At 61.5% G+C, this 20,900-nt stretch carries 12 protein-coding genes; 3 read left to right on the top strand and 9 right to left on the bottom strand.

The window, feature by feature from the left end; translation table 11 throughout:
• Positions 1 to 7: 7 nt before the first annotated feature.
• From AAFH49_RS19995 to AAFH49_RS19970, 6 genes are all read right to left on the bottom strand, one after another.
• Entirely contained in the window at positions 8 to 2,263 is a 2,256-nt protein-coding gene (locus tag AAFH49_RS19995; protein WP_342300959.1) for a M3 family metallopeptidase, read from the bottom strand.
• A gap of 167 nt (positions 2,264 to 2,430) precedes the next feature.
• Positions 2,431 to 4,188 (bottom strand): DUF885 domain-containing protein, encoded by a 1,758-nt coding sequence (locus AAFH49_RS19990; protein WP_342300957.1) that lies wholly within the window; start codon positions 4,186 to 4,188, stop codon positions 2,431 to 2,433.
• A 246-nt stretch (positions 4,189 to 4,434) separates the two neighbouring features.
• The gene (locus AAFH49_RS19985; protein ID WP_342300956.1) at positions 4,435 to 6,249 is read right to left on the bottom strand and encodes a DUF885 domain-containing protein; all 1,815 of its coding nucleotides are present in this window, start codon (positions 6,247 to 6,249) and stop codon (positions 4,435 to 4,437) included.
• 235 nt (positions 6,250 to 6,484) lie between these two features.
• Positions 6,485 to 7,033 (bottom strand): hypothetical protein, encoded by a 549-nt coding sequence (locus tag AAFH49_RS19980; protein ID WP_342300954.1) that lies wholly within the window; start codon positions 7,031 to 7,033, stop codon positions 6,485 to 6,487.
• A 175-nt stretch (positions 7,034 to 7,208) separates the two neighbouring features.
• Positions 7,209 to 7,682 carry a T9SS type A sorting domain-containing protein gene (locus AAFH49_RS19975; protein WP_342300953.1) on the bottom strand — a complete coding sequence of 158 codons (474 nt, stop codon included), beginning with the start codon at positions 7,680 to 7,682 and terminating at the stop codon, positions 7,209 to 7,211.
• Positions 7,683 to 8,645: 963 nt separating this feature from the next.
• Positions 8,646 to 10,862 (bottom strand): T9SS type A sorting domain-containing protein, encoded by a 2,217-nt coding sequence (locus AAFH49_RS19970; RefSeq protein ID WP_342300952.1) that lies wholly within the window; start codon positions 10,860 to 10,862, stop codon positions 8,646 to 8,648.
• A gap of 302 nt (positions 10,863 to 11,164) precedes the next feature.
• Between AAFH49_RS19970 and AAFH49_RS19965 the strand changes: the two genes are divergently transcribed.
• From AAFH49_RS19965 to AAFH49_RS19955, 3 genes are all read left to right on the top strand, one after another.
• Entirely contained in the window at positions 11,165 to 14,242 is a 3,078-nt protein-coding gene (locus tag AAFH49_RS19965) for a serine hydrolase domain-containing protein (protein WP_342300950.1), read from the top strand.
• Between the two features lie 75 nt (positions 14,243 to 14,317).
• Positions 14,318 to 15,943, top strand: a complete 1,626-nt coding sequence (locus AAFH49_RS19960; RefSeq protein WP_342300949.1) for a 3-(methylthio)propionyl-CoA ligase — start codon at positions 14,318 to 14,320, stop codon at positions 15,941 to 15,943.
• A gap of 79 nt (positions 15,944 to 16,022) precedes the next feature.
• The gene (locus AAFH49_RS19955; RefSeq protein ID WP_342300947.1) at positions 16,023 to 16,424 is read left to right on the top strand and encodes a GxxExxY protein; all 402 of its coding nucleotides are present in this window, start codon (positions 16,023 to 16,025) and stop codon (positions 16,422 to 16,424) included.
• Between the two features lie 28 nt (positions 16,425 to 16,452).
• Here the strand turns inward: AAFH49_RS19955 and proC are convergent, their stop codons facing one another.
• From proC to nagB, 3 genes are all read right to left on the bottom strand, one after another.
• Positions 16,453 to 17,253, bottom strand: a complete 801-nt coding sequence (gene proC / locus AAFH49_RS19950; RefSeq protein ID WP_342300946.1) for a pyrroline-5-carboxylate reductase — start codon at positions 17,251 to 17,253, stop codon at positions 16,453 to 16,455.
• A gap of 202 nt (positions 17,254 to 17,455) precedes the next feature.
• On the bottom strand, positions 17,456 to 18,637 hold the full coding sequence (locus AAFH49_RS19945; protein ID WP_342300945.1) for an acyltransferase family protein: 1,182 nt from the start codon (positions 18,635 to 18,637) through the stop codon (positions 17,456 to 17,458).
• 204 nt (positions 18,638 to 18,841) lie between these two features.
• On the bottom strand, positions 18,842 to 20,761 hold the full coding sequence (gene nagB, locus AAFH49_RS19940) for a glucosamine-6-phosphate deaminase (protein ID WP_342300944.1): 1,920 nt from the start codon (positions 20,759 to 20,761) through the stop codon (positions 18,842 to 18,844).
• Between the last annotated feature and the right edge of the window lie 139 nt (positions 20,762 to 20,900).

Below are 20,900 nucleotides of genomic sequence, written 5' to 3'. Positions count from 1 at the left end.
AAAGCGACTACTTGCCCTTCGCTGCCGCCGGCTTGGCTTTGCCAACCGGTTTTTTGACCGGAGCCGTGGTGCTGGTTTTGGCCCCCGCCAGCGGGAAGTTGCGCTGCTTCATCAGCGCGTCGATTTTTGGGTCGCGGCCGCGGAAGGCGCGGTAGCCAGCGGCCGGGTCCACGGTGTTGCCCACGGTGAAGACGTTTTTGCGCAGGCGGGCGGCCACGGCCTTATCGTACGGCCCACCGGCCTCGGTGAAGGCGCTGAAGGCATCAGCCGCCAGCACCACCGACCACAGGTAGGAGTAGTAGCCCGCCGAGTAGCCATCCGAGGAGAAAACGTGCGAAAACTGCGGCGTGCGGTGGCGCATTACCAGCTCGGAGGGCATGCCCATGCCGGCCAGGGTTTCGCGCTCAAACTTGTCAGGGTCAATTTTTTGCGCGCCGGCCAGGTGCAGTTTCATGTCAATAAGCGCACTGGCCAGAAACTCGGTGGTGGCGAAGCCTTCGTTGAACGAACTGGCCTTGTTGATGCGGTCCACAAGCACCTTCGGAATGGGCTTGCCGGTTTGGTAATGCAGGGCAAACTTGTTGAGCACCTCCGGCGTGGCCAGCCAGTTTTCCAGCAGTTGCGAAGGGAATTCCACGTAGTCGCGCACCACGTTGGTGCCCGAAAGCGAGGGGTACGTCACATTGCTCGACAGCCCGTGCAGAGCGTGGCCGAACTCGTGAAATAGCGTCGTGGCATCGGTCCAGGAAATGAGCACCGGCTCGCCGTCCTTGCCCTTCACGAAGTTGGAATTGTTCGACACGATGGTCGTCACCTCCTTATCTAGGCGTTCCTGGTTGCGGTAGGCATTCATCCACGCGCCCGAGTTTTTGCCGGGACGGGCGTAGGGGTCGAAGTACCAGAGGCCGATTTGCTTGCCGGTGGTTTTGTCGTTCACCTGCCACACCTTCACATCGGGGTGGTACACGGGCACATCCGTCACGGGCGCGAAGCTGAAATTGAACAGCTCGCCGGCCACCCAGAACATGCCCTCGCGCATCTTATCCAGCTGCAAATACTGCTTCACCTCGTTCTGGTCGAGGTCGTAGCGGGCTTTGCGCACTTTTTCGGCGTAGTAGCGGTAGTCCCAAGGCTCGATTTTGAAGTTGGCGGGGGCACCTTCTTTTTTGGCCACGGCCAGCATGTCGGCCACTTCCTCGTGCACGCGGGCTACGCCGGGCTTCCACACCTGCTCCATCAGCTGCATGGCGGCTTCCGGGGTTTTGGCCATCGTGTTGTCGAGGCGCAGGTGGGCGTGGGTGGCGTAGCCCAGCAGCTTGGCACGCTCGGCCCGCAGCTGCAAAATCTGGGTGATGATGGCGTTGTTGTCGTGCGCGCCGCCGTTGTCGCCGCGGTTCGTAAACATGCGCCACGCCTTCTCGCGCAGCCCGCGCTGGTCGGAGTAGGTCAGGAACGGGTCGATGCTGGAGCGCGTATTCGTGATAACGCCCGCCGCCGCAATCTTGCGAGTGCCGGCCGTGGTTTTAGCCGCGTCGCGCAGCGAGGCCGGTAGGCCGCCCAGGTCCTTATCGGTTTTCAGCACCAGCACCGAGTCAGCTTCATCGGCCAGCACGTTCTGGGAGAAATTGGTGAACAGCCCCGCCAGCTGCTGGTTGATGGCCGAAACCCGGGCCTTGGCCGTGGCATCCAGCTTCGCGCCTGCCCGCACAAACTGCTTGTAGTCAACCTCCACCAGCCGCTGCTGCTCGGTCGTTAGCTTTTTGGTAGCCGGCGCGTTATACACTGCCTCGATGCGCTTGAACAGGGCCGGATTCTGAGAAATCTGGTCGTAGAACGCGGCCAGCTTGGGGGCCATTTCGGTTTCCACGGCGCTGAAAGCGGCATCGTTCAGGGTGCCGCTCCAGATGTCGTAGATGGCCGAAACGCGCGTCAGCGTTTGCCCGCTACGCTCCATTGCCGCAATGGTGTTCTCGAACGTCGGGGCCGCCGGGTTGGTGGCAATGGCGTTGATTTCAGCCAAGTTCTCAGCCATCGCCGCTTCCAGCGCGGGCTTGAAATCAGCCACCCGTACCTTATCAAAAGCGGGCACGCCGCCATGGAGGCTGCCCCAGGGCTGGAGCAGCGGCGACTGGTCGGCACGGGCCGTGGCCGATGCAGCGGGAGCGGAAGATTGAGCCATGCCAGGGGTGGGAAGCAGGGTGAAGGCCAGGCCGAGCGTGGCCAGAAAACCGGTCAGCCGCTGGTGGGAATTGAAATTGGGCATTGAGAGGAGATTCGGAGAATACGAAAGAAGGAGCAAGGTAACAATTTGGGCTGTCTGTCATCCTGAGCGCAGCGAAGGACCTTATCACGGCCGAACAATTTGCAGTAATTGTAGCAGACGGGATAAGGTCCTTCGCTGCGCTCAGGATGACAGACGGAAAGAATGCCTTACCGCTGCCGGGCCGCCCAGGCATCCATGCGGCGCTCCAGCACGGCCAGGGGCATGGAGCCGCCGGCCAGAATCTCATCATGGAAAGCCCGCAGGTTGAATTTCTTGCCCAGCTGCTTTTCGTAGCGACTCCGCAGCTCGCGGATTTTGAGCTGACCGGTTTTGTAGGCCAAGGCCTGGCCGGGCATGGCCAGGTAGCGCTCGATTTCGGCCGTGGCGGCCTGCTCCGAAATGGGCTCATTGGCCATCATGTAGTCGATGGCCTGCTCGCGGCTCATGCCCTTGGCGTGCATGCCTACATCCACCACCAGGCGCAGGGCGCGGTGCATCTCATCGCCCAGGGCGCCAATGCGTTGGTAAGGGTCGGTGTAGAGGCCGAGCTCCCTGCCCAGGCTTTCGCAATACAGTGCCCAGCCCTCGCTGAACGCGGGGTAGGAGGCGAAGCGGCGGAACTTGGGCAGGCTGGTGTTTTCCTGCTGCAACGACAGCTGGTAGTGATGCCCCGGAATGGCCTCATGCAGAAACAGCGACTCCATGCCGGAGGTCACGTTGAACTTGGTGGCATCGAGAATGGGCACGTAGAAAATGCCGGGCCGCGCGCCGTCCGGCGTGCCCCGGTTGTACTCGGCCGAGGCCGTGGAAGCACGAAAGGCTTCCGTCTGCCGAATCTCAAACGGCGACTTCGGCGTGCGCCCGAACAGCTTGGGTAGGTTGGGCGTGATGCGGGCCTGGATGCTGCGAAAGGCGTTCAGCACGTCGTCCGGCGTTTTGTAGGGCATGAATTTGCCGCTGGAGCCCAGGTAGCTAAAGAAGCCGGGCAGGCTGCCTTTGAAGCCAACCTGCTTTTTCACGGCCTCCATCTCGGCCCGAATGCGCTTCACCTCGGCCAGGCCGGTTTGGTAAACGGCGTCAGGGGTGCGGTCGGTGGTGGTCATCAGGCGCACGTCGTAGCGGTACATTTCGGCCCCGCCGGGCACGTCGCTCAGGCCGGTGCTGTTGCGGGCCTGGGGCAGATATTCGGTTTGCAGAAAATCGGCCAGCTTGCGGTAAGTGGGCACCACCTCGGTAAGAATGGCCTGCTGGTAGGCGCTGGTGAGGCGGGCTTTATCAGCCTCCGAAAAGCTGGCGGGCAGGTGGGTAATGGGGCCGTAAAACAGGCTTTTGGCGGCATCGGCCGTGACCTGGGCTTGCAGCTGGGGCACCATTTTCAGCACCAGCACGCGGGGCAGCACCACGGCCGCCTTCATGCCCTGCCGGAAATTGCCAATGGCCGAGTCGGCCCACACCGGAAACTTGCCTACGCGGGCCAGCCAGTTGTCATAGTCCTTCACCGTCTTGAACGGCTGCGCCCCGGTGCCCGCGCCCAGCTGGCTGAGCGTGGTGGGCAGGCTGTAGAACTGCGCAAACGGCATCATCCACGTATTCAGTCGCAGGCCTTCGAGGCGGCTGCGCATCTCGTACTGAAAGATGTCGTAGCTGAGCTTGTCGTCGGTCGACAGACGGGCGCGGTCAATGTTTAGTAGGTCATTAAGATAGCGACGGTAAAAGCGTGTCTGCTGCTGGCGAAAGGCGCGGCTCTGGTCGTTGGGCAGGCGGTCGTTGTAGCGGTTGTCGCCCTGGGCCGTGGCCATCAGCGGAAACAGCCGGGCGCGGTCTTCCCAATACGAATTGAATAAACCGGCGAGCAGTGTGGCGGAGGTCGTGCCGCTATTGGGTGGGGTTTGGGAGCCGGCCGGGTGCGCCAAAAGGCACCACATTGCCAGTAAGGCAACAAAAAATCTGTTCATCAACCAGTAAGTAAGCCGGCAAGCTACACAAACGGCTGTAAATAGTGCAGTTTTTCTCGAGGCGAGGCTGAATATATTAAAAACGTCATGCTGAGCGCAGTCGAAGCATCTCTACCGCAGCCGTAATCCAATCGACAGGATTTACTATTGCGGTAGAGATGCTTCGACTGCGCTCAGCATGACTTGCTTCTAGCTCTGTTCAGAATTCTGAAGCAACTACTGCTTCGCCGCCCAGGCATCCATCTTGGTTTCGAGCACGGCCAGCGGCATCACGCCATCCTTCAGCAATTCGTCGTGGAAGTTGCTGAGGGAGAACTTGCTGCCCAGCTGCTTTTCGTAGCGGGCGCGCAACTCCTGAATCTTCAGCTGGCCGATTTTGTAGGACAGCGCCTGGCCCGGAATGGCCATGTAGCGCTCAATGGCGGCCGTGTCGTTCTCTTTATTGTCGGGCGTGTTATCCAGCATGTAGTCAATGGCTTGCTCGCGGGTCATCTGGCCGGTGTGCAGGCCGGTGTCCACCACCAGGCGCACGGCGCGCAGCATCTCATCACTCAGTGCGCCGATGTATTGGTAGGGGTCTTTATACAGGCCGAGTTCCTTGCCTAAGCTTTCGCAGTAGAGGGCCCAGCCTTCGGTCATGGCGCCGTAGCCGGCAAACTGGCGGAACTTGGGCAGGCTGGTGTTTTCCTGCTGCAAAGAAATCTGGTAGTGGTGGCCCGGAATGGCCTCGTGCAGAAACAGCGACTCCATGCCCTGCGTCACGTTGTACTCGGCGGGCTTGGACAGCGGCACGTAGAAAATGCCCGGCCGGGAGCCGTCCGGCGAGCCCTGGTTGTATTCGGCCGATGCCGATGCCTCGCGGAACTTCTCCGTTTCCCGGATTTCGAATGGCGACTTGGGCACGCGGCCGAACATCTTTTTCAGGCTGGGGTCGATGGTTGCCTGAATCTTGCGGAAGCCGGCCAGTACTTCCTCGGCCGTTTTGAAGGGCATGGCCTTGGGGTTGGTTTTCAGGCTCTCGAAGAACTGGCGCAGCGTGCCTTTGAAGCCCAATTGGGTTTTCATACGCTCCATCTCGGCGCGCAGGCGGGCCACTTCGCGCAGGCCCAGGGCGTGGATTTCGGCCGGGGTTTTGTCGGTCGTGGTCCAGTAGCTGGCGTAGTAGCGGTACATTTCCGGCCCGCCGGGAATGGCGTTGATGCCGCTGGTGGGGCGCGACTTGGGCAGGTATTCGTTGGCCAGAAAATCGCCGAGCTTCTTGTAAGTAGGAGCAATTTCCGTCAGAATAGCCTTCTTATACTCTTCGGTAATGCGCTTCTTGTCGGCATCCGAAAAGTCCTTCGGGAACGCATTTATCGGCCCGTAAAACAGAGACTTGGTGGGGTCCGTCACCACCATAGTTTTATCGCGCATCTGCGGAATCATCTTCTCCACCAACGACTTGGGCAGCACCACACCGGCCTTCATGCCGCGCCGGAAATTTCCGATGGCCGAATCGGCCCACACCGTGAAGCCCCGCACCCGGCCCAGCCAGTTGTCGTAGTCCTTCACGGTTTTGAACGGCTGGTTGCCCTGCCCCGAGCCAAACTGCCCCATGCTGATGGGTAGCCCCCAGAACTGCTGAAACGGCATCATCCAGGTGTTCAGCTTCAAACCCTCCACCCGCTGCTTCAGGTCGTACTGAAAGATGTCGTAGCTGATGCGGTCGTTATCATCCAGCTTGGCGCGGTCAAACTGCCCCAGCCGCGTCAGGTAATCCTGATAAAACGTGCGCAGCGTGTCCCGAAACGCCTGGGTCTGGTCGTTGGGCAACTGGTCGTTGAAGCGGTTGTCGCCCTGGGCCGTAGCCGAAAGCGGGTCGAGCCGCGACTGCTGCTCCCAGAAGCTGGCGAACAGGCCGTTGATGCCTTTGGTGGTATCAGTTGCGGCCGCGCCGTTGGCGCTGGTGGCGGCGGTTTCGGTGGTTTTGGTCTGGTTACAGGCCGACGTGAGGGCGGCCGCGACGAGGCCGGCCAGGGCAAGTTTCTTCATGGAGCGAATGGGAATGTGCCGCAAGCTACGAAACGGCACATCACTCCTCTCGTCATATGAGGAGGGGATGTTTCAGCGAAGCTGAAACAGGGGTAGTGGCACCGCAGGGGACTCGTTGAACGATGACTGGACGACTTGCGCCGGTATCGTTCGGGTATCGTTCAACGAATGCCACCACCCCAGCCAACGCTTTGCGTCGGCATCCCCTCCTTAAAAAAGGAGGGGAGTTGTCGTTCTACCGCCTGGTCGTGAGCCGGGCCACGGCCAGGCGGCCCAGCTCCGGCGCGATGCGCTCGCGCGAGTAGCTTTTCACGCGGCGCGGCATCCCGATGACGAGGGTACGGTCGGGCAGCCGCACGTAGAGGTCGCCGTGGCTGTCGTCGTAATATGCCTCGCGGCCCAGGCCCGTGACCGGCACCATGTTGCGTCGGCGCAAGTCGCTGCCGGCCTGCGCAATCTGGAACGCGGCGGCCGGCCGAAACGAAACCGTCACCACGGCATCGGGGCTGGCGGGCTGGTCGGCCTCCACAAAGCGGCAGGCTTCGCCCTGGGCCTGCTGCTGCACCGGGCGGCCCGTGAGGCTGGCCACCTCGCCGGGCGTGAGCAGGCCGCAGGCTTCGGTGGGCAGTGTGGCCGTGGTGTCAAGCTGCACGGTGGTGGAGCGGGCGGTGCCGCCGCTGGATTGCTCCAGCGGGGCCTGGCCGCTACAGGCCCCCAGCAGCACGGCACCGGCCAGCGCCAGCAGCCGGGTGCCCGGCCCGATGGAAAGAAGGGAAGTACGCATAAAACGAACGTTGAAAGGCGGTTATCGCAACTATCCTCTACGTTGGCAGGCCAAAAAAGGCAATGCTGGCCTGGTGCTATGTCGTAATCAAAAAAAGCCCCGCCACTACGCAAGGCAGGGGCGGGGCTTGATGGTAAGACTGGCCAGATGCGGTGCATATGGCCCACGCAGAGCGTTACTCGCGCAGCAGGCGCTGGGTGCGGTGGCCGGTGGCTCCGCTCAGCTCCAGAAAGAAGGGGCCTTTGGGCAGGCTGGTGATGTCGAGGCGGTCATTGTCAGTGGCTTTGCCAGCGAGCAAGGTCTGGCCCAAGGCATTGAAAACGCGGTACTCCACTACGCCCAAACCGGCGGGCAGGATGAGCTGGTTCGCGCTGGGGTTGGGGTAGAGCACTACTTTGGCGCTGGCTTCAGTTTGCACAGTCACCACCGGCGAGTAGCTGAAGGTGCCATCGGAATCGACCTGCCGCAGACGGTAGTAAGCCGTGCCGGCCAGCGAGCGGCTATCCACGAAGGAATAGTCGTGCGCTAGGGTGGTGTTGCCCTGGCCCTTCACCAGGCCCAGGGTTTCGTAAGCCTCGCCCGTGGCGCTGCGCTGAATCTCGAACCGGTCGCTGTTCTTTTCGCTGGCCGTAGCCCAGCTCAGGCTCACGCCCGTTGCTTTGGCCGTGGCCTCGAAGCGGGTGAGCTCGACGGGCAGGGGGGAACCTGAAGAAATCGTAACGTTATCAATAAGTACAGTGGACTTTCGAGAAGCTGTAACGACGATGGTTACATCAACTGTTGTTCTGGCCGTAAAATTGGGAAGATTTACGACGAACTTACCGACTACATTAGTATTAGATTCTACAACTTTTCCTAATGCCGGGTAAGTAGTTGTGTACGTGCTGCCACTGCCAATAGCAAAGGATTGAGTGGCGTTATTAACGGTAGTGCCGGTTACTTCTACGACTCTTACAGCGGCTGCCCCATTAAGCGATACATCTGCAGTTACACTATTGTTATTATCAAAACCAAATTGCCCACTTTGACCTAGCTCAAAAGTTATTTTATTGTTGGTGGAATTTGCTTGAAATACCTGCGTGTCAAAAAGTACCGGAATAGAATTAGGAGTGGCGCTGGCATTGTTGTCGGCCGAGCCGAAGGCACCAGCAGGAGTGGTACTATAGACAAAACCTGTCGAATAATAGCCGGCAGAGTTCTGGTTAGTCGCTTTAGCGATGTCAGCTGCGAAATCAGTTCCGTACGTGTTTCGCGTGGCTGCAGCACCTGAAAAATCCTGGGTTCTCGAAAGAATCTGAGCAGAGGCCCCGAAAGAACCAAAGCATAGTGCTGCTGCACAGATTAGAAAAGAATTTGATGATGCAGAAAGGCGACGAGGTATAAAGTGAATCATTTGTTTTCAGTTTGAAAAATGCTGTAAGTCCGCAATTTACACCAGTTTCATCCAAAACTTACCATTTTTTTTGCATATTAAAGATAAAGTAATATCATAAGGTTGTATCATGTTTGTTTTTATTGATTATGTGCAATTTATTGGGCGTAATTCGGCAGTAGAGTGTAAAAGCACGGCACTACTGACCAAAATCAGGTGTCGGCGAATTACTTAAGCCAGTCACTCCCGCATCAGGCGCTGAATGGTGCTGCCGCCTGCCCCGGTTAGCTCCAGAAAGTAGGAGCCTTTGGCGAGCGTGTGCAGGTCGAGCTGGTCGCTGCCAGTGGCCTGGCCGCTCAGCACGGCCTGCCCCAGGGCATTGAGCACACGGTAGCGCACGGCACCCATCGTAGCTGGCAGCGAAACTGTGCCCGTGCTGGGGTTGGGGTACACGGCTACTTCGCCGCGCATTTGCACCGTGGCCACCGGCGAAAACGTGCTGGTGCCATCCGTATCTACCTGGCGCAGGCGGTAGTAGGAGAGGCCCGCCAACGGGTGGCCGTCCAGAAAAGCGTACTCGTGGGCGTTGCTGCTGGTGCCCTGGCCCTTCACGCTGCCCACGCGCTGGAATATTTCGCCATCGGCGCTGCGCTGCACCTCAAAATAGTCGCTGTTTTTTTCCGTGGCCGTGGCCCAGCTCAGGGCAATGCCCTGTGGTTTGGCAGCGGCGTCAAACCGCGTGAGCTCCACGGGCAGTGGGTTCACGGCGGTGGAAAACGGGTTGGCCTGGTTGTTCAGGTTCAGCGCGCCCAGTGCGAAATACGTGGCGGAGCCGGTGGTGAACCCAGTGAAGGAATTCGAGGTGATAGTGCCGCTTACGCCGGGGCCGCCGGCTGCACCGGCCGGGCCGGTATTGGCCGAATGGCCTATGGTGCTCCAGGCCCCGGTGGTGCCCTGCCGCCGGGCTACTACCAGGTCCGAGGTGCCCGGTACGTTCACGTAGTCGTCCGGGGCGAAGGAGATGGTGACGGTGCCGGTGAGGTTGGTGGCCGAAGCGCTGGACGAAATGATGCTGTAGGCACGCTTGAACGACACCCGCTGGAGCAGGCCGGTCACCGTTTGCCCGGGGTTGCCCTCAAACTGCTCCACGGTGTAAGTGGCGGCGTTATTCTGGTCGGAGGACCGGAGCGTCAGGGGGCGGTACGCGGTGCCTTTGCCAATGGGGAAAACCCAGGTGCGGTTGACACTATTATTCGCTGGGGTGATGCGGGCCAGCGGGCCGTTCACAAAGCTGGTGGCGCTGCCGCCACTTATGGTGGCGTTTGGGTCTAAGGTGAGCAGGGCCGTGGCGCTGGTCGTCAGCAAGCCGTTGGTCAGAATCAGGCCGCTCTCTACGGTGATGGGTCGCATGAGCGTCACCCCGGCCGGGTTATCAATTTCAAGCTGCGCGTTGTCCCCGAGAACCAGCGCTCCGACGCCGCTGACGGTTTTGGCCGTGGTACCATTAAGCGTTACCGGCCGCGTCGAGCTGGGGTCGAAATTGAGCAGCGCGCTGTTGTTGGTGATACTGATATTGCCGCCAATGCTGGTGCCGTCCGTATTGCGGGCATTGAGCGAGAGGTTGCCGGTGCCGCTAAGGGTTAGGTTGTTGCGAATGAGCAGGTTCATGAGGCCGCCAATGGTTCGGTCGCTGGAACTCTCGTACGACAGATTGCCGTAGGCCCGGTTAACCGTTAGGGTCGTGCCGCCAAAGCTGCCCGTGAGGTAGCGGTAGGTACTGCCATCCAGAAAGGTGGCGGGGCCGTAGGGGTCATCGGCATTGGAGCCATTCTGCTGGTAGGTGGCGCCCGCCTCAAAAACGGCCATGCCGGCCGTCGTACCAAAGGAATCCCCGTTCATCCGGCCGGTGGCAATCAGGCTGCCGCCATTCGTGAAGTGCACCGAACCTTCCCCGCCCCGAAACTCGTGGAGTGCATTGGAGCCGCCGTTGCCGCCCGAGCTGGTGAAGGTGACGGCCCCGGCAATGCTGGCCGTGACACTGTTATTGAGCTGAAAAATCACGGCCGCGTCATCGTTGTCGCTTACCACGCCCACCACCGCCAGCGACGACCCGGCGGCTACCACAAAGTCCTCGCCCGTGCCCCCGCCAAGGGTGATGGTGCGGGTCGCATCCGTGGTAGTATTGAGCGTAGCCGCAGTGTTATTCGTGAAGGACAACTGCTTGATGGTCTCGCTTAAGTCCATGGTGACGACGGGGCTGCCGCCGTTGAATATCAGTACGTCGCCACTGTTGCGAGTGGTCCGGGCCGTGCCCGTGCCATTGGCCGCAGTGTTCCAACTGGTTGATGTACTCCAGTTGGCGCCCACCGCGCCGCGCCAATAGTAGGTGTTCTGGGCCTGCGCCGTGGCCGACAGCAGGAGCAAAAAGCTGATGAGTAACAAAGCTGCTTTGGGCATCAGCGAATGGAAATGGCTAAGCATCAGCCGAGCTGGTGTTTTTGTAGTTGTGCTCATAGACGTATTGTTTTTATTAGATATTGCAAATAAGTAATATTTGTTCTTATTATAAAATATTTTTAATATTTAATTGTATTTGCTGTTCTGCTAGTGGCTTGAGCCTCTCCGCTGCCTGCCGAGATGAACAGGGGCCTCCGAGGCGGGGTGTAGCGGGCGGTTGCGGATTCATACCGTTCAGCTGCCGACTTTTGCAGCGCCGCGTATGCGTGGTCGTCTCCTTTGTCGCTCAGCTCTTGTCGTTAATGAAGTACCTGTTCTTGTTTTGGCTGCTTACCTTCCCACTGCTGGCCGACGCGCAGCAGCATACCGCTCCCCGCCCCAAAAAGCAGCCGTCGGGGGTGCGCAAGGCTTTGAAAAAAAAGAAGTTAGTGCCGATTCCGGCCAATGCGCCCGCCTTCACGCGGTACCTGCACTCGCCCTGGGTCGACAGCCTGATGCGGGTGCTTACGCCCGACCAGCGCGCCGCGCAGCTGTTCATGGTGGCCGCGTATTCCAACCGCACCCGCGTGTTTGAGGACTCGGTTTCGACGCTCATCAAGCAGTACGGCATTGGCGGGCTGATATTTTTTCAGGGCGGCCCGGCCCGGCAGGCCCGCCTGCTGAACCGCTACCAGAGCCAATCGAAAGTGCCACTGCTGGTGGCCCTGGACGGCGAATGGGGCGTGGGCATGCGCCTAGACAGCGTGGTGAAATTCCCCTACCAGATGAGCCTGGGCGGCGAAACCGACACCACGCTGCTCTACGATATGGGCCGCGAGGTGGCCCGTCAGTTCAAGCGGCTGGGCATGCACGTCAACTTCGCGCCGGTGGTCGATGTGAATAACAACCCCGCCAACCCGGTTATCGGCTTTCGTAGCTGGGGCGAAAACCCGGCGGCTGTGGCGCGCGACGGCCGCCAGTACATGCGCGGCATGCAGGATGCCGGCATTCTGGCCGTAGCCAAGCACTTCCCCGGCCACGGCGACGTGGACGCCGACTCACACCTCGCCTTGCCCACCGTGCGCGTCGACCGCCGCCGGCTCGATACGCTGGAGCTGCCGCCCTTCCGTAGCCTCATCGCGGGCGGCCTGGGCGGTATGATGGTGGCCCACCTCAACGTGCCGGCTCTGGACACGGTACTGGGGCCAAGTACCCTTTCGCGGCCCATCATCACGGGGATGCTGCGGGACGAAATGGGTTTCAAGGGACTGATTTTCACCGATGCCATGAACATGCGCGGCGTTATCAGCAAGTTCCCGCCCGGTGAGGCCGACGTGCGCGCCATCATGGCCGGCAACGATATTCTGGAGTTCAGCAAAAACATTCCGCTGGCGCTGAAGATGGTAAGAATTGCCGTGGACAGCGGCCGGATTTCGCAAAAGGAAATTGACGAGCACTGCCGCCGCGTGCTGGCCCTCAAGCAGTGGTCCGGGCTGAACCACTATCGGCCCATCAATACCAAAAACATCTACGAAGACCTCAACGGCCCGCACGCGCAGTACCTCAGCCACCGCCTCACCGAGCTGAGCATCACGCTGCTGCGCAACCAGAAAACCCTGCTGCCGCTCCAGCGCCTCGACACGCTGCGCATTGCCACGCTGGTGCTGGGCGGCTCCCCGCGCGATACCACCGACTTCCAGAAAGCGGTTGCCGACTACGCGCCGGCCGCGCATTTCCACATCGGCGCCACAGCTACGCTCGATGAGTTGATGCAGCTGCGCACCGCCCTCAAGCCCTACAACCTCATTCTGGTGAGCCTGCAAAGCCTGGGCCGCCTGCCGGCCACCAGCTTCGGCATCACACCCGAGGATAACATGCTGCTGCGCGAGCTGGCCGACCAGAAGCAAACGCTGGTGCTAAGTGTATTTGGCTCGGCCTACGCCGTGGCCAAAGTGCGGGATTTGGACCGCGCCGCCGCCGTCATCATGGCCTACCAGGAAAGCCCGAATGCCCAGAAACTGGCCGCACAGGCCATTTTCGGGGGTATCGCGGCCACCGGCAAGCTGCCCGTGACGGTGAGCGACCGGTACCCGCGTGGCTTTGGCCTGCGCACGGCTGGCAACTACCGCCTGCGCTACGCCAACCCTGAAGACGTGAACATGGACGGCCGCCTTGAAGCCCGCGTGGATAGCCTCTTGGGCCGGGCGCTGGCGGCGCAGGCATTCCCGGGGGCGCAGGTGCTCATTGCCCGGCGCGGCACGGTGGTGCTCCGCAAAAGCTACGGCAACCAGACGTATGCGGGCTTCAGCGAAGCGGTAGTCGATAAGAAAAAGAAGAAAAAGGACGCCGTAGTGACCGATACCAAACCCGTATCAGTGCCGCGCCCGGTGAAGGATGACGACCTGTACGACCTGGCCTCGATGACCAAGCTGATGGCCGCCACGCCCGCGCTGATGCGCCTGGAAGCCGACCATAAATTCAGCCCTGACAGCGCGATGGGTAACTATTTTCCCTTTCTGCGCGGCACCAACAAGGCCGACCTGAAAATGCGCGACGTGCTGGCTCACCAGGCCCGCCTCAAGGCTTTTATTCCGTTCTGGAAGGAATTGGTGAAGAAAAATGGCAACCTGCGCCGCCGCTATTTCCGGGCCGATTCGTCGGGCCGGTTCCCGCTGCCGGTGGCCCAGGGCATCTGGGCGCGGAAGAAACTGCCGGCTCGTATTTATAAAGAGATAGGGGAGTCGCCGCTGAATGAAAAGCCGGGGTACGTGTATTCGGACTTGTCGTTTGTGCTGTATCCGGCGTTGGTGCAGGCCCGCACCGGGCTGCCACTCGATGCATTTTTGCAGAAGGAAGTGTACGGGCCGCTGGGCGCTACCACGCTGGGCTTCCGACCCCGCAACCGCTTTCCGGTGGCACGCATCGTGCCCACGGAAGTGGATTCGGCGTTTCGTAAGCAGCTGGTGCACGGCACGGTGCACGACGAAGGCGCGGCCCTGCTGGGTGGCCTCTCGGGCCACGCCGGCCTCTTCGGCGATGCCAATGACGTGGCCAAGCTGGCCCAGACCTACGCCTGGGGCGGGCGCTACGGCGGCCAGCAGCTCTTCGACAAAACCGTGCTGACGGAGTGGACCAGCTGCCAGTTCTGCCCCGACAACCGCCGCGCCCTGGCCTTCGACCGCCCCGCCGCCAACCCCACGGTGAACTCGGCCAAAAGTGCCTCCCAGCGCAGCTACGGCCACACCGGCTTCACGGGCACGTACTTCTGGGTGGAGCCCGAGAAGGATTTGGTGGTGGTCCTGCTGACCAACCGGGTGCACCCCACGCGGCGGAATAATAAGCTGGGGGATTTGAGTGTGCGCTCGAGCCTGTTGCAACTGGCGATTGAGGCGGCGCGGTAGTTTGTAGGGCTGCGGCAGCGGTGGAAATGCGCCGCCTTTTGCTACCTTACGGCCCTACATTCCCACCCCGCACTTATGTTAGGACTGATGATGGCCGAGCCGCTGCGCGTGGCTACGATTATCGAGCACGCCGCCAAGTGGCATTCCGATACCGAAATAGTCTCGCGCCGGCCCGAGGGCGGCATGCACCGCTACACCTACGCCGAGGCCAACCACCGCAGCAAGCAGCTGGCCCAGGCCCTGCTGAAGCTCGGCATCGAAAACGGCGACCGGGTGGGCACCCTGGCCTGGAATACGCACCGCCATTTCGAGCTGTATTATGGCGTGGCCGGCATCGGGGCGGTGTGCCACACCATCAACCCGCGCCTGTTTCCCGAGCAGCTGGTGTTCATCATCAACCACGCCGAAGACCGGCTGATGTTCTTCGACCTCACCTTTCTGCCCCTCGTGGAGCGCTTGGCCCCGGTGTGCCCCACCGTGGAAAAATGGGTGCTCATGGCCGGCCCCGAACACCTGCCCGCCGCCTCCGAGCTGCCTGGCCTGTGCAGCTACGAAGATTTACTAGCGGCCGAAACCGGCGACTATGACTGGCCCAGCTTCGATGAAAACACGGCCTGTTCCCTTTGCTACACTTCCGGCACCACCGACCAGCCCAAGGGCGTGCTTTACTCGCACCGCTCCACGGTGCTGCACGCCCTGGGCATCTCGCTGCCCGATGCGCTGAGCTGCTCGGCCTCGGACGTGATAATGCCGGTGGTGCCCATGTTCCACGTCAATGCCTGGGGCCTGCCCTACGCGGCCCCGCTCAATGGCGCGAAGCTGGTGCTGCCCGGCGCGGGCATGGATAGCGCCAGTCTGTTTGAATTGTTTGAAACCGAAGGCGTGACGTTTTCGGCCGGGGTACCCACCATCTGGTTGGCGCTGCTGCAATTTATGCGCGAGGGGCAGCGCCATTTCAGCACCCTCAACCGCACGGTGGTGGGCGGGGCCGCCTGCCCACCGGCCCTCATGAAAGCCTTCGAGGAAGAGCTAAACGTGACCATCATGCACGCCTGGGGCATGACCGAAACCAGCCCGCTGGGCACCACCGCCCGCCTCAAGGGCAAGCACGCCGGCCTCAGTCCGGCCGACAGCATGGCCATCCGGGCTAAGCAGGGCCGGGCGGTGTTTGGGGTCGATATGAAGATTGTGGGCGACGACGGCCACGCGCTGCCCCACGACGGCGTGGCCTTCGGCGACCTGCTGGTGCGCGGGCCGTGGGTGGTGCGCGACTACTTCCGCACCGCCACGCCCGGCGAGCTCACCGCCGACGGCTGGTTCCGCACCGGTGACGTGGCCACCATCGACCCCGACGGCTACATGCACATCACCGACCGCTCCAAAGACGTCATCAAATCGGGCGGCGAGTGGATTTCCAGCATCGACCTCGAAAACCTGGCCGTGGCCCACCCCGCCGTGGCCGAAGCCGCCGTCATCGGCGTGCCCAGCGCCAAGTGGAGCGAGCGGCCGCTGCTGATAGTGGTGCGCCGCCCCGGCATGGAGGTTTCGGCCGATGAGCTGCTGAACTTCTTCCGGGGCCGGGTGGCCAAGTTCTGGGAGCCCGATGCCGTGGAGTTCGTGAGCCAGCTGCCTCACACGGCTACGGGGAAAATTTTGAAAACCCAGCTCCGAAAGGATTTCGCGGGGTATTCAGTGGCATAGCGTTAGCGGTTTTTCCCGCAGTGGGCGCAGGGGTTTACGCAGTGGGCGCAGTGTCGTTCAGCCGGGTTTACTTTGCGCGATGCATGAAAACCAGATTTCTTTTCAGGTTCGTAAAGCGGCCTATGAAATTCATACAGATTTAGGGCCGGGCCTTTTGGAGTCGGTTTACGAAACTGCTCTGGAGCATGAGTTGCGGCAGCAAGGTCTGCGGGTAGCCCGGCAGGTACCAATGCCAATGGTTTATAAAGGCATTCACATGGAAACGGGCTATCGGCTCGATTTGGTAGTGGAAGGCAAAGTCATTATTGAGCTTAAATCCGTCGATGCGCTGCAGGAAGTTCATTTCAAGCAACTGACGACTTACCTGAAACTGTCCGGCCTCAAACTCGGGCTGCTCATCAATTTCAACGTTGACCGCCTCAAAGACCATATGCACCGTCGCGTAAACGGCCTCGAGAACGACACTGCGGCCACTGCGTAAACCCCTGCGCCCACTGCGGGAAAAACCGCTAACGCCCCAACTCCTCGGCCCGGTCGCGCGCCGCGCCGGCCCCGGCCATGAGGCCCTCGCGCACCGCGCCCGCGCCGAACGCACCCAGCGCGGCCTCGGTGGTGCCGCCTTTGGAGGCCACTTTGGCAATCCAGTCCTGGCAGCTTAGGCCCGATTGCGAGTAGAGCTCCACCGCGCCGCGAAAGGTCTGGCTCACCAGCAGCTCGGCTTCGGCCCCGCTGAAACCCATTTGGGCGGCGGCGGCCATCAGGGCTTCCATGCAGTAGTAGACGTAGGCCGGGCCGCTGCCCGAGATGGCCGTGCTGGCGTCGATGGCGCTTTCGTTTTCGACGTAAACCGTCTTGCCGGTGGTGGAGAGCAGGTTTTGCACCTGCACCAGCTCGGCGCGAGTCACCTCGTCGGTGCTGGTGAAGGCCGTCATTCCCATGCCTATTTGGGCGGGCAGGTTGGGCATGGCCCGGATGATTTTGGGCGTACCCAGGGCCTCGCGCAAGGTATCAATCCGCACCCCCGCCATGATGCTGAGCACGAGCTGCTGCGGCTGCACCAGCCCCTTCAGCGATGCGAATAGGGCGGGGGAGTCCTGCGGCTTCACGGCCAGGATAAGGATGTCGGCCCCCGGCACGCACTCGGCCGGCGAGCCCCAGACGGTGCCAATTTCGTGGGCCGCCAGGGCCGGCACCCGCTCGGGCGAGCGGGCCAGCAGGCGCAAATCGAGCCGCGAGGTGATGTGGGCACGCACGAAGCTACGGGCGTATGTGAGGCCCATGTTGCCGCCGCCGATGATGAGGATTTTCATTGTGATAGGATGCCGTCTGAGCTGGCAAAGAACGGCACGGTGGAAAGAACGTCAGGAATAGAACGTCGAAAAGCAGAACGTCATGCAGAGCGCAGCGAAGCATCTTTACCGCAGTCACTAATCCTTTCAATTGGAGTTACTACTGCGGTAAAGATGCTTCGCTGCGCTCTGCATGACGTTCTGTGTTATTCCTAACGTCCCCTCACACCTTCAGCACCACACCTTTTTTATACATCCAGCTCAGAATGAAATACCAGATGATGATAAGCGTGACCGCGCCCACCAGCGAGGCCGTGCGCGGGTCGGAGAAATGCAGGGCGATGCCCCATTCGTAAAGCCATTCCTTCAATCCGCCCGTTTTGCCACCCGGCAAAGCCAGCTTGAACAGCCCGAACGTGCGCGAGAGCAGCGCCGAGAGGCAGAATACGAGGATGGCATTGACGCCGTAGACCAGTGCCGGGCGCGTCCAGGCGCGGTAGCCCTGCACGTCGCAAATCCAGTAGAGCGCGGCCAGGCCGGCCATGGCCAGCCCGCCGGTGTAGAGCACGTATGGGCTGCTCCACAGGGCTTTGTTGATGGGAAACCACGGGGCCCAGCACAGCCCGAGCAGAATAATGCCGCCGCCGGCCACGAACAGCCAGGCCACTTTGGCGGCCGGCTCTGGGCCACGGTGGCGCAGCCACTGGGCGGTGAGGCCGCCCAGCAGGCCGGTGGCCAGGGCCGGCAGGGTGCCGAGGAGGCCTTCGGGGTCCCAGGTTTTGCTGGTTTTCCAGAGGTGGGCTTCGGTGAAGATGGTGCGGTCGAGCCAAGCCCCGAGGTTGGTGGCGGGCTCCAGGTTGGCCGGCCCGAAGCCGGGCACGGGCACCAGCTGCATCAGCACCGCGTAGCCGATGAGAAAGCTGACAATCAGCCAAACCTGCGTGCGCCAGCTGGTTTTCAGAAAGATGACGCTGCACCCCAGAAACACCAGCGCGATGCGCTGCAACACGCCCATAATGCGTACCACCGAGAAGTCGAACTTCGGATACAACGACAGCAGCAGGCCCAGGCCAAACAGCACGCCGGCCCGGCGTAGCACCCGCAGCAGCACCGCGCCCTGCGGCCCGCCTTGGCGCTTCACCCCATCGAGCGCATACACCAGACTCACGCCCACGATGAACAGGAAAAACGGAAATATGAGGTCGGTGGGTGTGCAGCCGTTCCATTCGGCGTGCTCCAGCGGCGGGTAGATGTGGCCCCAGTCGCCGGGGTTGTTCACCAGAATCATGGCCATGACGGTGATACCCCGAAACACGTCGAGGCTGATTAGGCGGCCGGGCTGGGAAGCCTCCGCGAGGGGCAGTGCGCCGGTGGTTTCGAGGGCGGCCTGGGTGGTGCGTTGCATGGCGGGTGGGAATAGGGATGGAAAAAACTTCCCTCCTTACCAAGGAGGGGATGTTGCCGCGCTAGCGGCAACTGGGGTGGTTGTGGCGTCCGAATCATTGAAGTAAATCGTTTGGTCGTCATTCAACGCCCACAACCACCCCCGTTCGCGCTGAAGCGCGAACATCCCCTCCTTGGTAAGGAGGGGAGTTGCCGTTCAATTACCTCAAAACTCCCACCGCACAAAGGCCTCAATACCCTCGTATTCCGGCAACCCCAGCTGGTCGTACAGCTTGGCCGTGGTGCGGTTCCGCGCCTCGGCGCGCTGCCAGAACTCGCGCTGGTCTGCCCCGGGGAATAGTGGCCGGTCCTTCTGGCTCTGGTGCTTGAAGATGGCGCGGCGCTTGCGCGTGAGCTCCTGCGGCGAGAGGGGCACGGCCATCTCAATCTGGTCGATGTCCCATTCCTGCCAGGCCCCGCGATAAAGCCACACCCAGCAGTCGTCGAGCCAGGCGGTGCCGGAGGCTTTGAGGCGGTGGATGGACTCAAAAATGGCCGCCAGGCACACGCGGTGGGTGCCGTGCGGGTCCGAGAGGTCGCCGGCGGCGTAAATCTGCTGGGGCTGGATGCGGTTCAGCAGCTCCATGGTGAGGCGGATGTCCTCGTCGCCGAGGGGCTTTTTGCGCACCCGGCCGGTTTCGTAGAACGGCAAATCCAGGAAGTGCACGTTGGCATCGGGGATGCCGGCCAGGCGGCAGGCGCTCTTGGCCTCGCCCCGCCGGATGAGGCCCTTTATCTGCTGCACCTCGTCGGAGTCGACCTGGCCGGGCTGCTTGTTTTTGAGGAAATCGGCCACCCGGTGGTAGAGGTTGTCGGCCGGCTCGTTGGAAGAAAGATGAAACGCCTCATCATAATCAGCCACGAAATCGGCGAAGCGAATGGCCTCGTCATCGAACACGGCAATGTTGCCGGAGGTCTGGTAGGCGACGTGCACCTCGTGGCCCTGGTCGACCAGCCGGAGCAGGGTGCCGCCCATCGAAATCACGTCATCATCGGGGTGGGGGCTGAAGATGAGGACGCGCTTGGGGAAGGGCGCGGCGCGCTCGGGGCGGTAGGTGTCGTCGGCGTTGGGCTTGCCGCCGGGCCAGCCGGTGATGGTATGTTGCAGCTCGTTGAAGACGCGAATGTTGATGTCGTAGGCCGGGCCGGACTGCGCCAGCAGCTCCGAAAGGCCGTTTTCGTTGTAGTCTTCCTCAGTTAGTTTGAGAATTGGTTTCGTGACCGTGCGGGCCAGCCAAGTAACGGCCTTGCGGACCAGGCCGGCATCGTGCCAGTTGCAGGGCAGGCCCAGCAGCCAGGGCGTTTTGCGGGGCGTTAGCTCGGCCCCGGCGGCCTCGTCCAGCACCACCTGCACGTTGGGGTGGCGCTGGAGGTAAGTGGCGGGCACGGTGTCGGTGATTTCGCCTTCCACCATGCGCTTCACCACGGCGGCCTTGCCCTCGCCCCAGGCCAGCAGCACAATCTGGCGGGCTTCGAGAATGGTGCCCACGCCCATGGTGAGGGCCCGGCGCGGCACGTTTTCCTCGCCGTAGAAATCCGATGCCGCGTCGGTGCGCGTCACATGGTCCAAGGTAATCAACCGGGTGCGCGAGGCCGGGCCGGAGCCGGGCTCATTGAAGCCAATGTGCCCCGTGCGCCCGATGCCCAGCAGCTGCAAATCAATCCCGCCCGCCGCGTGAATCTGCTCCTCGTAGCGCCGGCAGAATTCCGCAATCTGTTCGGGCGGCACGGTGCCATCGGGAATGTGCACGTTCTCCGGTTTTATATCAACATGGTCAAATAAATACTCCCGCATGAAGCGCACGTAGCTCTGCAGCGAGTCGGGCTGCATGGGGTAATATTCATCGAGATTGAAGCTGATGACGTTCTGAAAGCTCAGGCCGTCTTCGCGGTGCAGGCGCACCAGCTCCTCATAAACCCGCGTGGGAGAGGAGCCGGTGGCAAGGCCCAGCACGCAGGTTTTCCCCTCGGCGGCGCGGGTGCGGATGAGGTCAGCAATCTGGCCGGCCACGGCGGCCGAGGCTAATTCGGAATCAGCATAAACCGTGGTGGCGATGGGGGTAGGGTGGGAATTGGGTGGGTTCATGGGGTGGAAGGTAAAGGAAGAAGGATGGACTTCCACGTCTGTCATCCTCCGAATGACAGACGTGGAAGTCGGTACTGCAAGCGCACTGCCCAGCGGGCACAACGCCCCGTTTCACCCCCTCCACTGCCTTACTGTGGGT

Origin of the sequence: Hymenobacter segetis, assembly GCF_038448715.1 — a bacterium.
In the GTDB taxonomy this organism is placed as follows: domain Bacteria; phylum Bacteroidota; class Bacteroidia; order Cytophagales; family Hymenobacteraceae; genus Hymenobacter; species Hymenobacter segetis.
Note: the sequence above shows the minus strand (reverse complement) of the source record. Positions and strands in the feature narration are given on the sequence as shown.

Coding starts and splice junctions, on each gene's coding strand:
- AAFH49_RS19995 (WP_342300959.1), bottom strand. CDS start 2,263: ATGCCCAATTTCAATTCCCACCAGCGGCTGACCGGTTTTCTGGCCACG.
- AAFH49_RS19990 (WP_342300957.1), bottom strand. CDS start 4,188: ATGTGGTGCCTTTTGGCGCACCCGGCCGGCTCCCAAACCCCACCCAAT.
- AAFH49_RS19985 (WP_342300956.1), bottom strand. CDS start 6,249: ATGAAGAAACTTGCCCTGGCCGGCCTCGTCGCGGCCGCCCTCACGTCG.
- AAFH49_RS19980 (WP_342300954.1), bottom strand. CDS start 7,033: ATGCGTACTTCCCTTCTTTCCATCGGGCCGGGCACCCGGCTGCTGGCG.
- AAFH49_RS19970 (WP_342300952.1), bottom strand. CDS start 10,862: ATGCCCAAAGCAGCTTTGTTACTCATCAGCTTTTTGCTCCTGCTGTCG.
- AAFH49_RS19965 (WP_342300950.1), top strand. CDS start 11,165: ATGAAGTACCTGTTCTTGTTTTGGCTGCTTACCTTCCCACTGCTGGCC.
- AAFH49_RS19960 (WP_342300949.1), top strand. CDS start 14,318: ATGTTAGGACTGATGATGGCCGAGCCGCTGCGCGTGGCTACGATTATC.
- AAFH49_RS19955 (WP_342300947.1), top strand. CDS start 16,023: ATGCATGAAAACCAGATTTCTTTTCAGGTTCGTAAAGCGGCCTATGAA.
- proC (WP_342300946.1), bottom strand. CDS start 17,253: ATGAAAATCCTCATCATCGGCGGCGGCAACATGGGCCTCACATACGCC.
- AAFH49_RS19945 (WP_342300945.1), bottom strand. CDS start 18,637: ATGCAACGCACCACCCAGGCCGCCCTCGAAACCACCGGCGCACTGCCC.
- nagB (WP_342300944.1), bottom strand. CDS start 20,761: ATGAACCCACCCAATTCCCACCCTACCCCCATCGCCACCACGGTTTAT.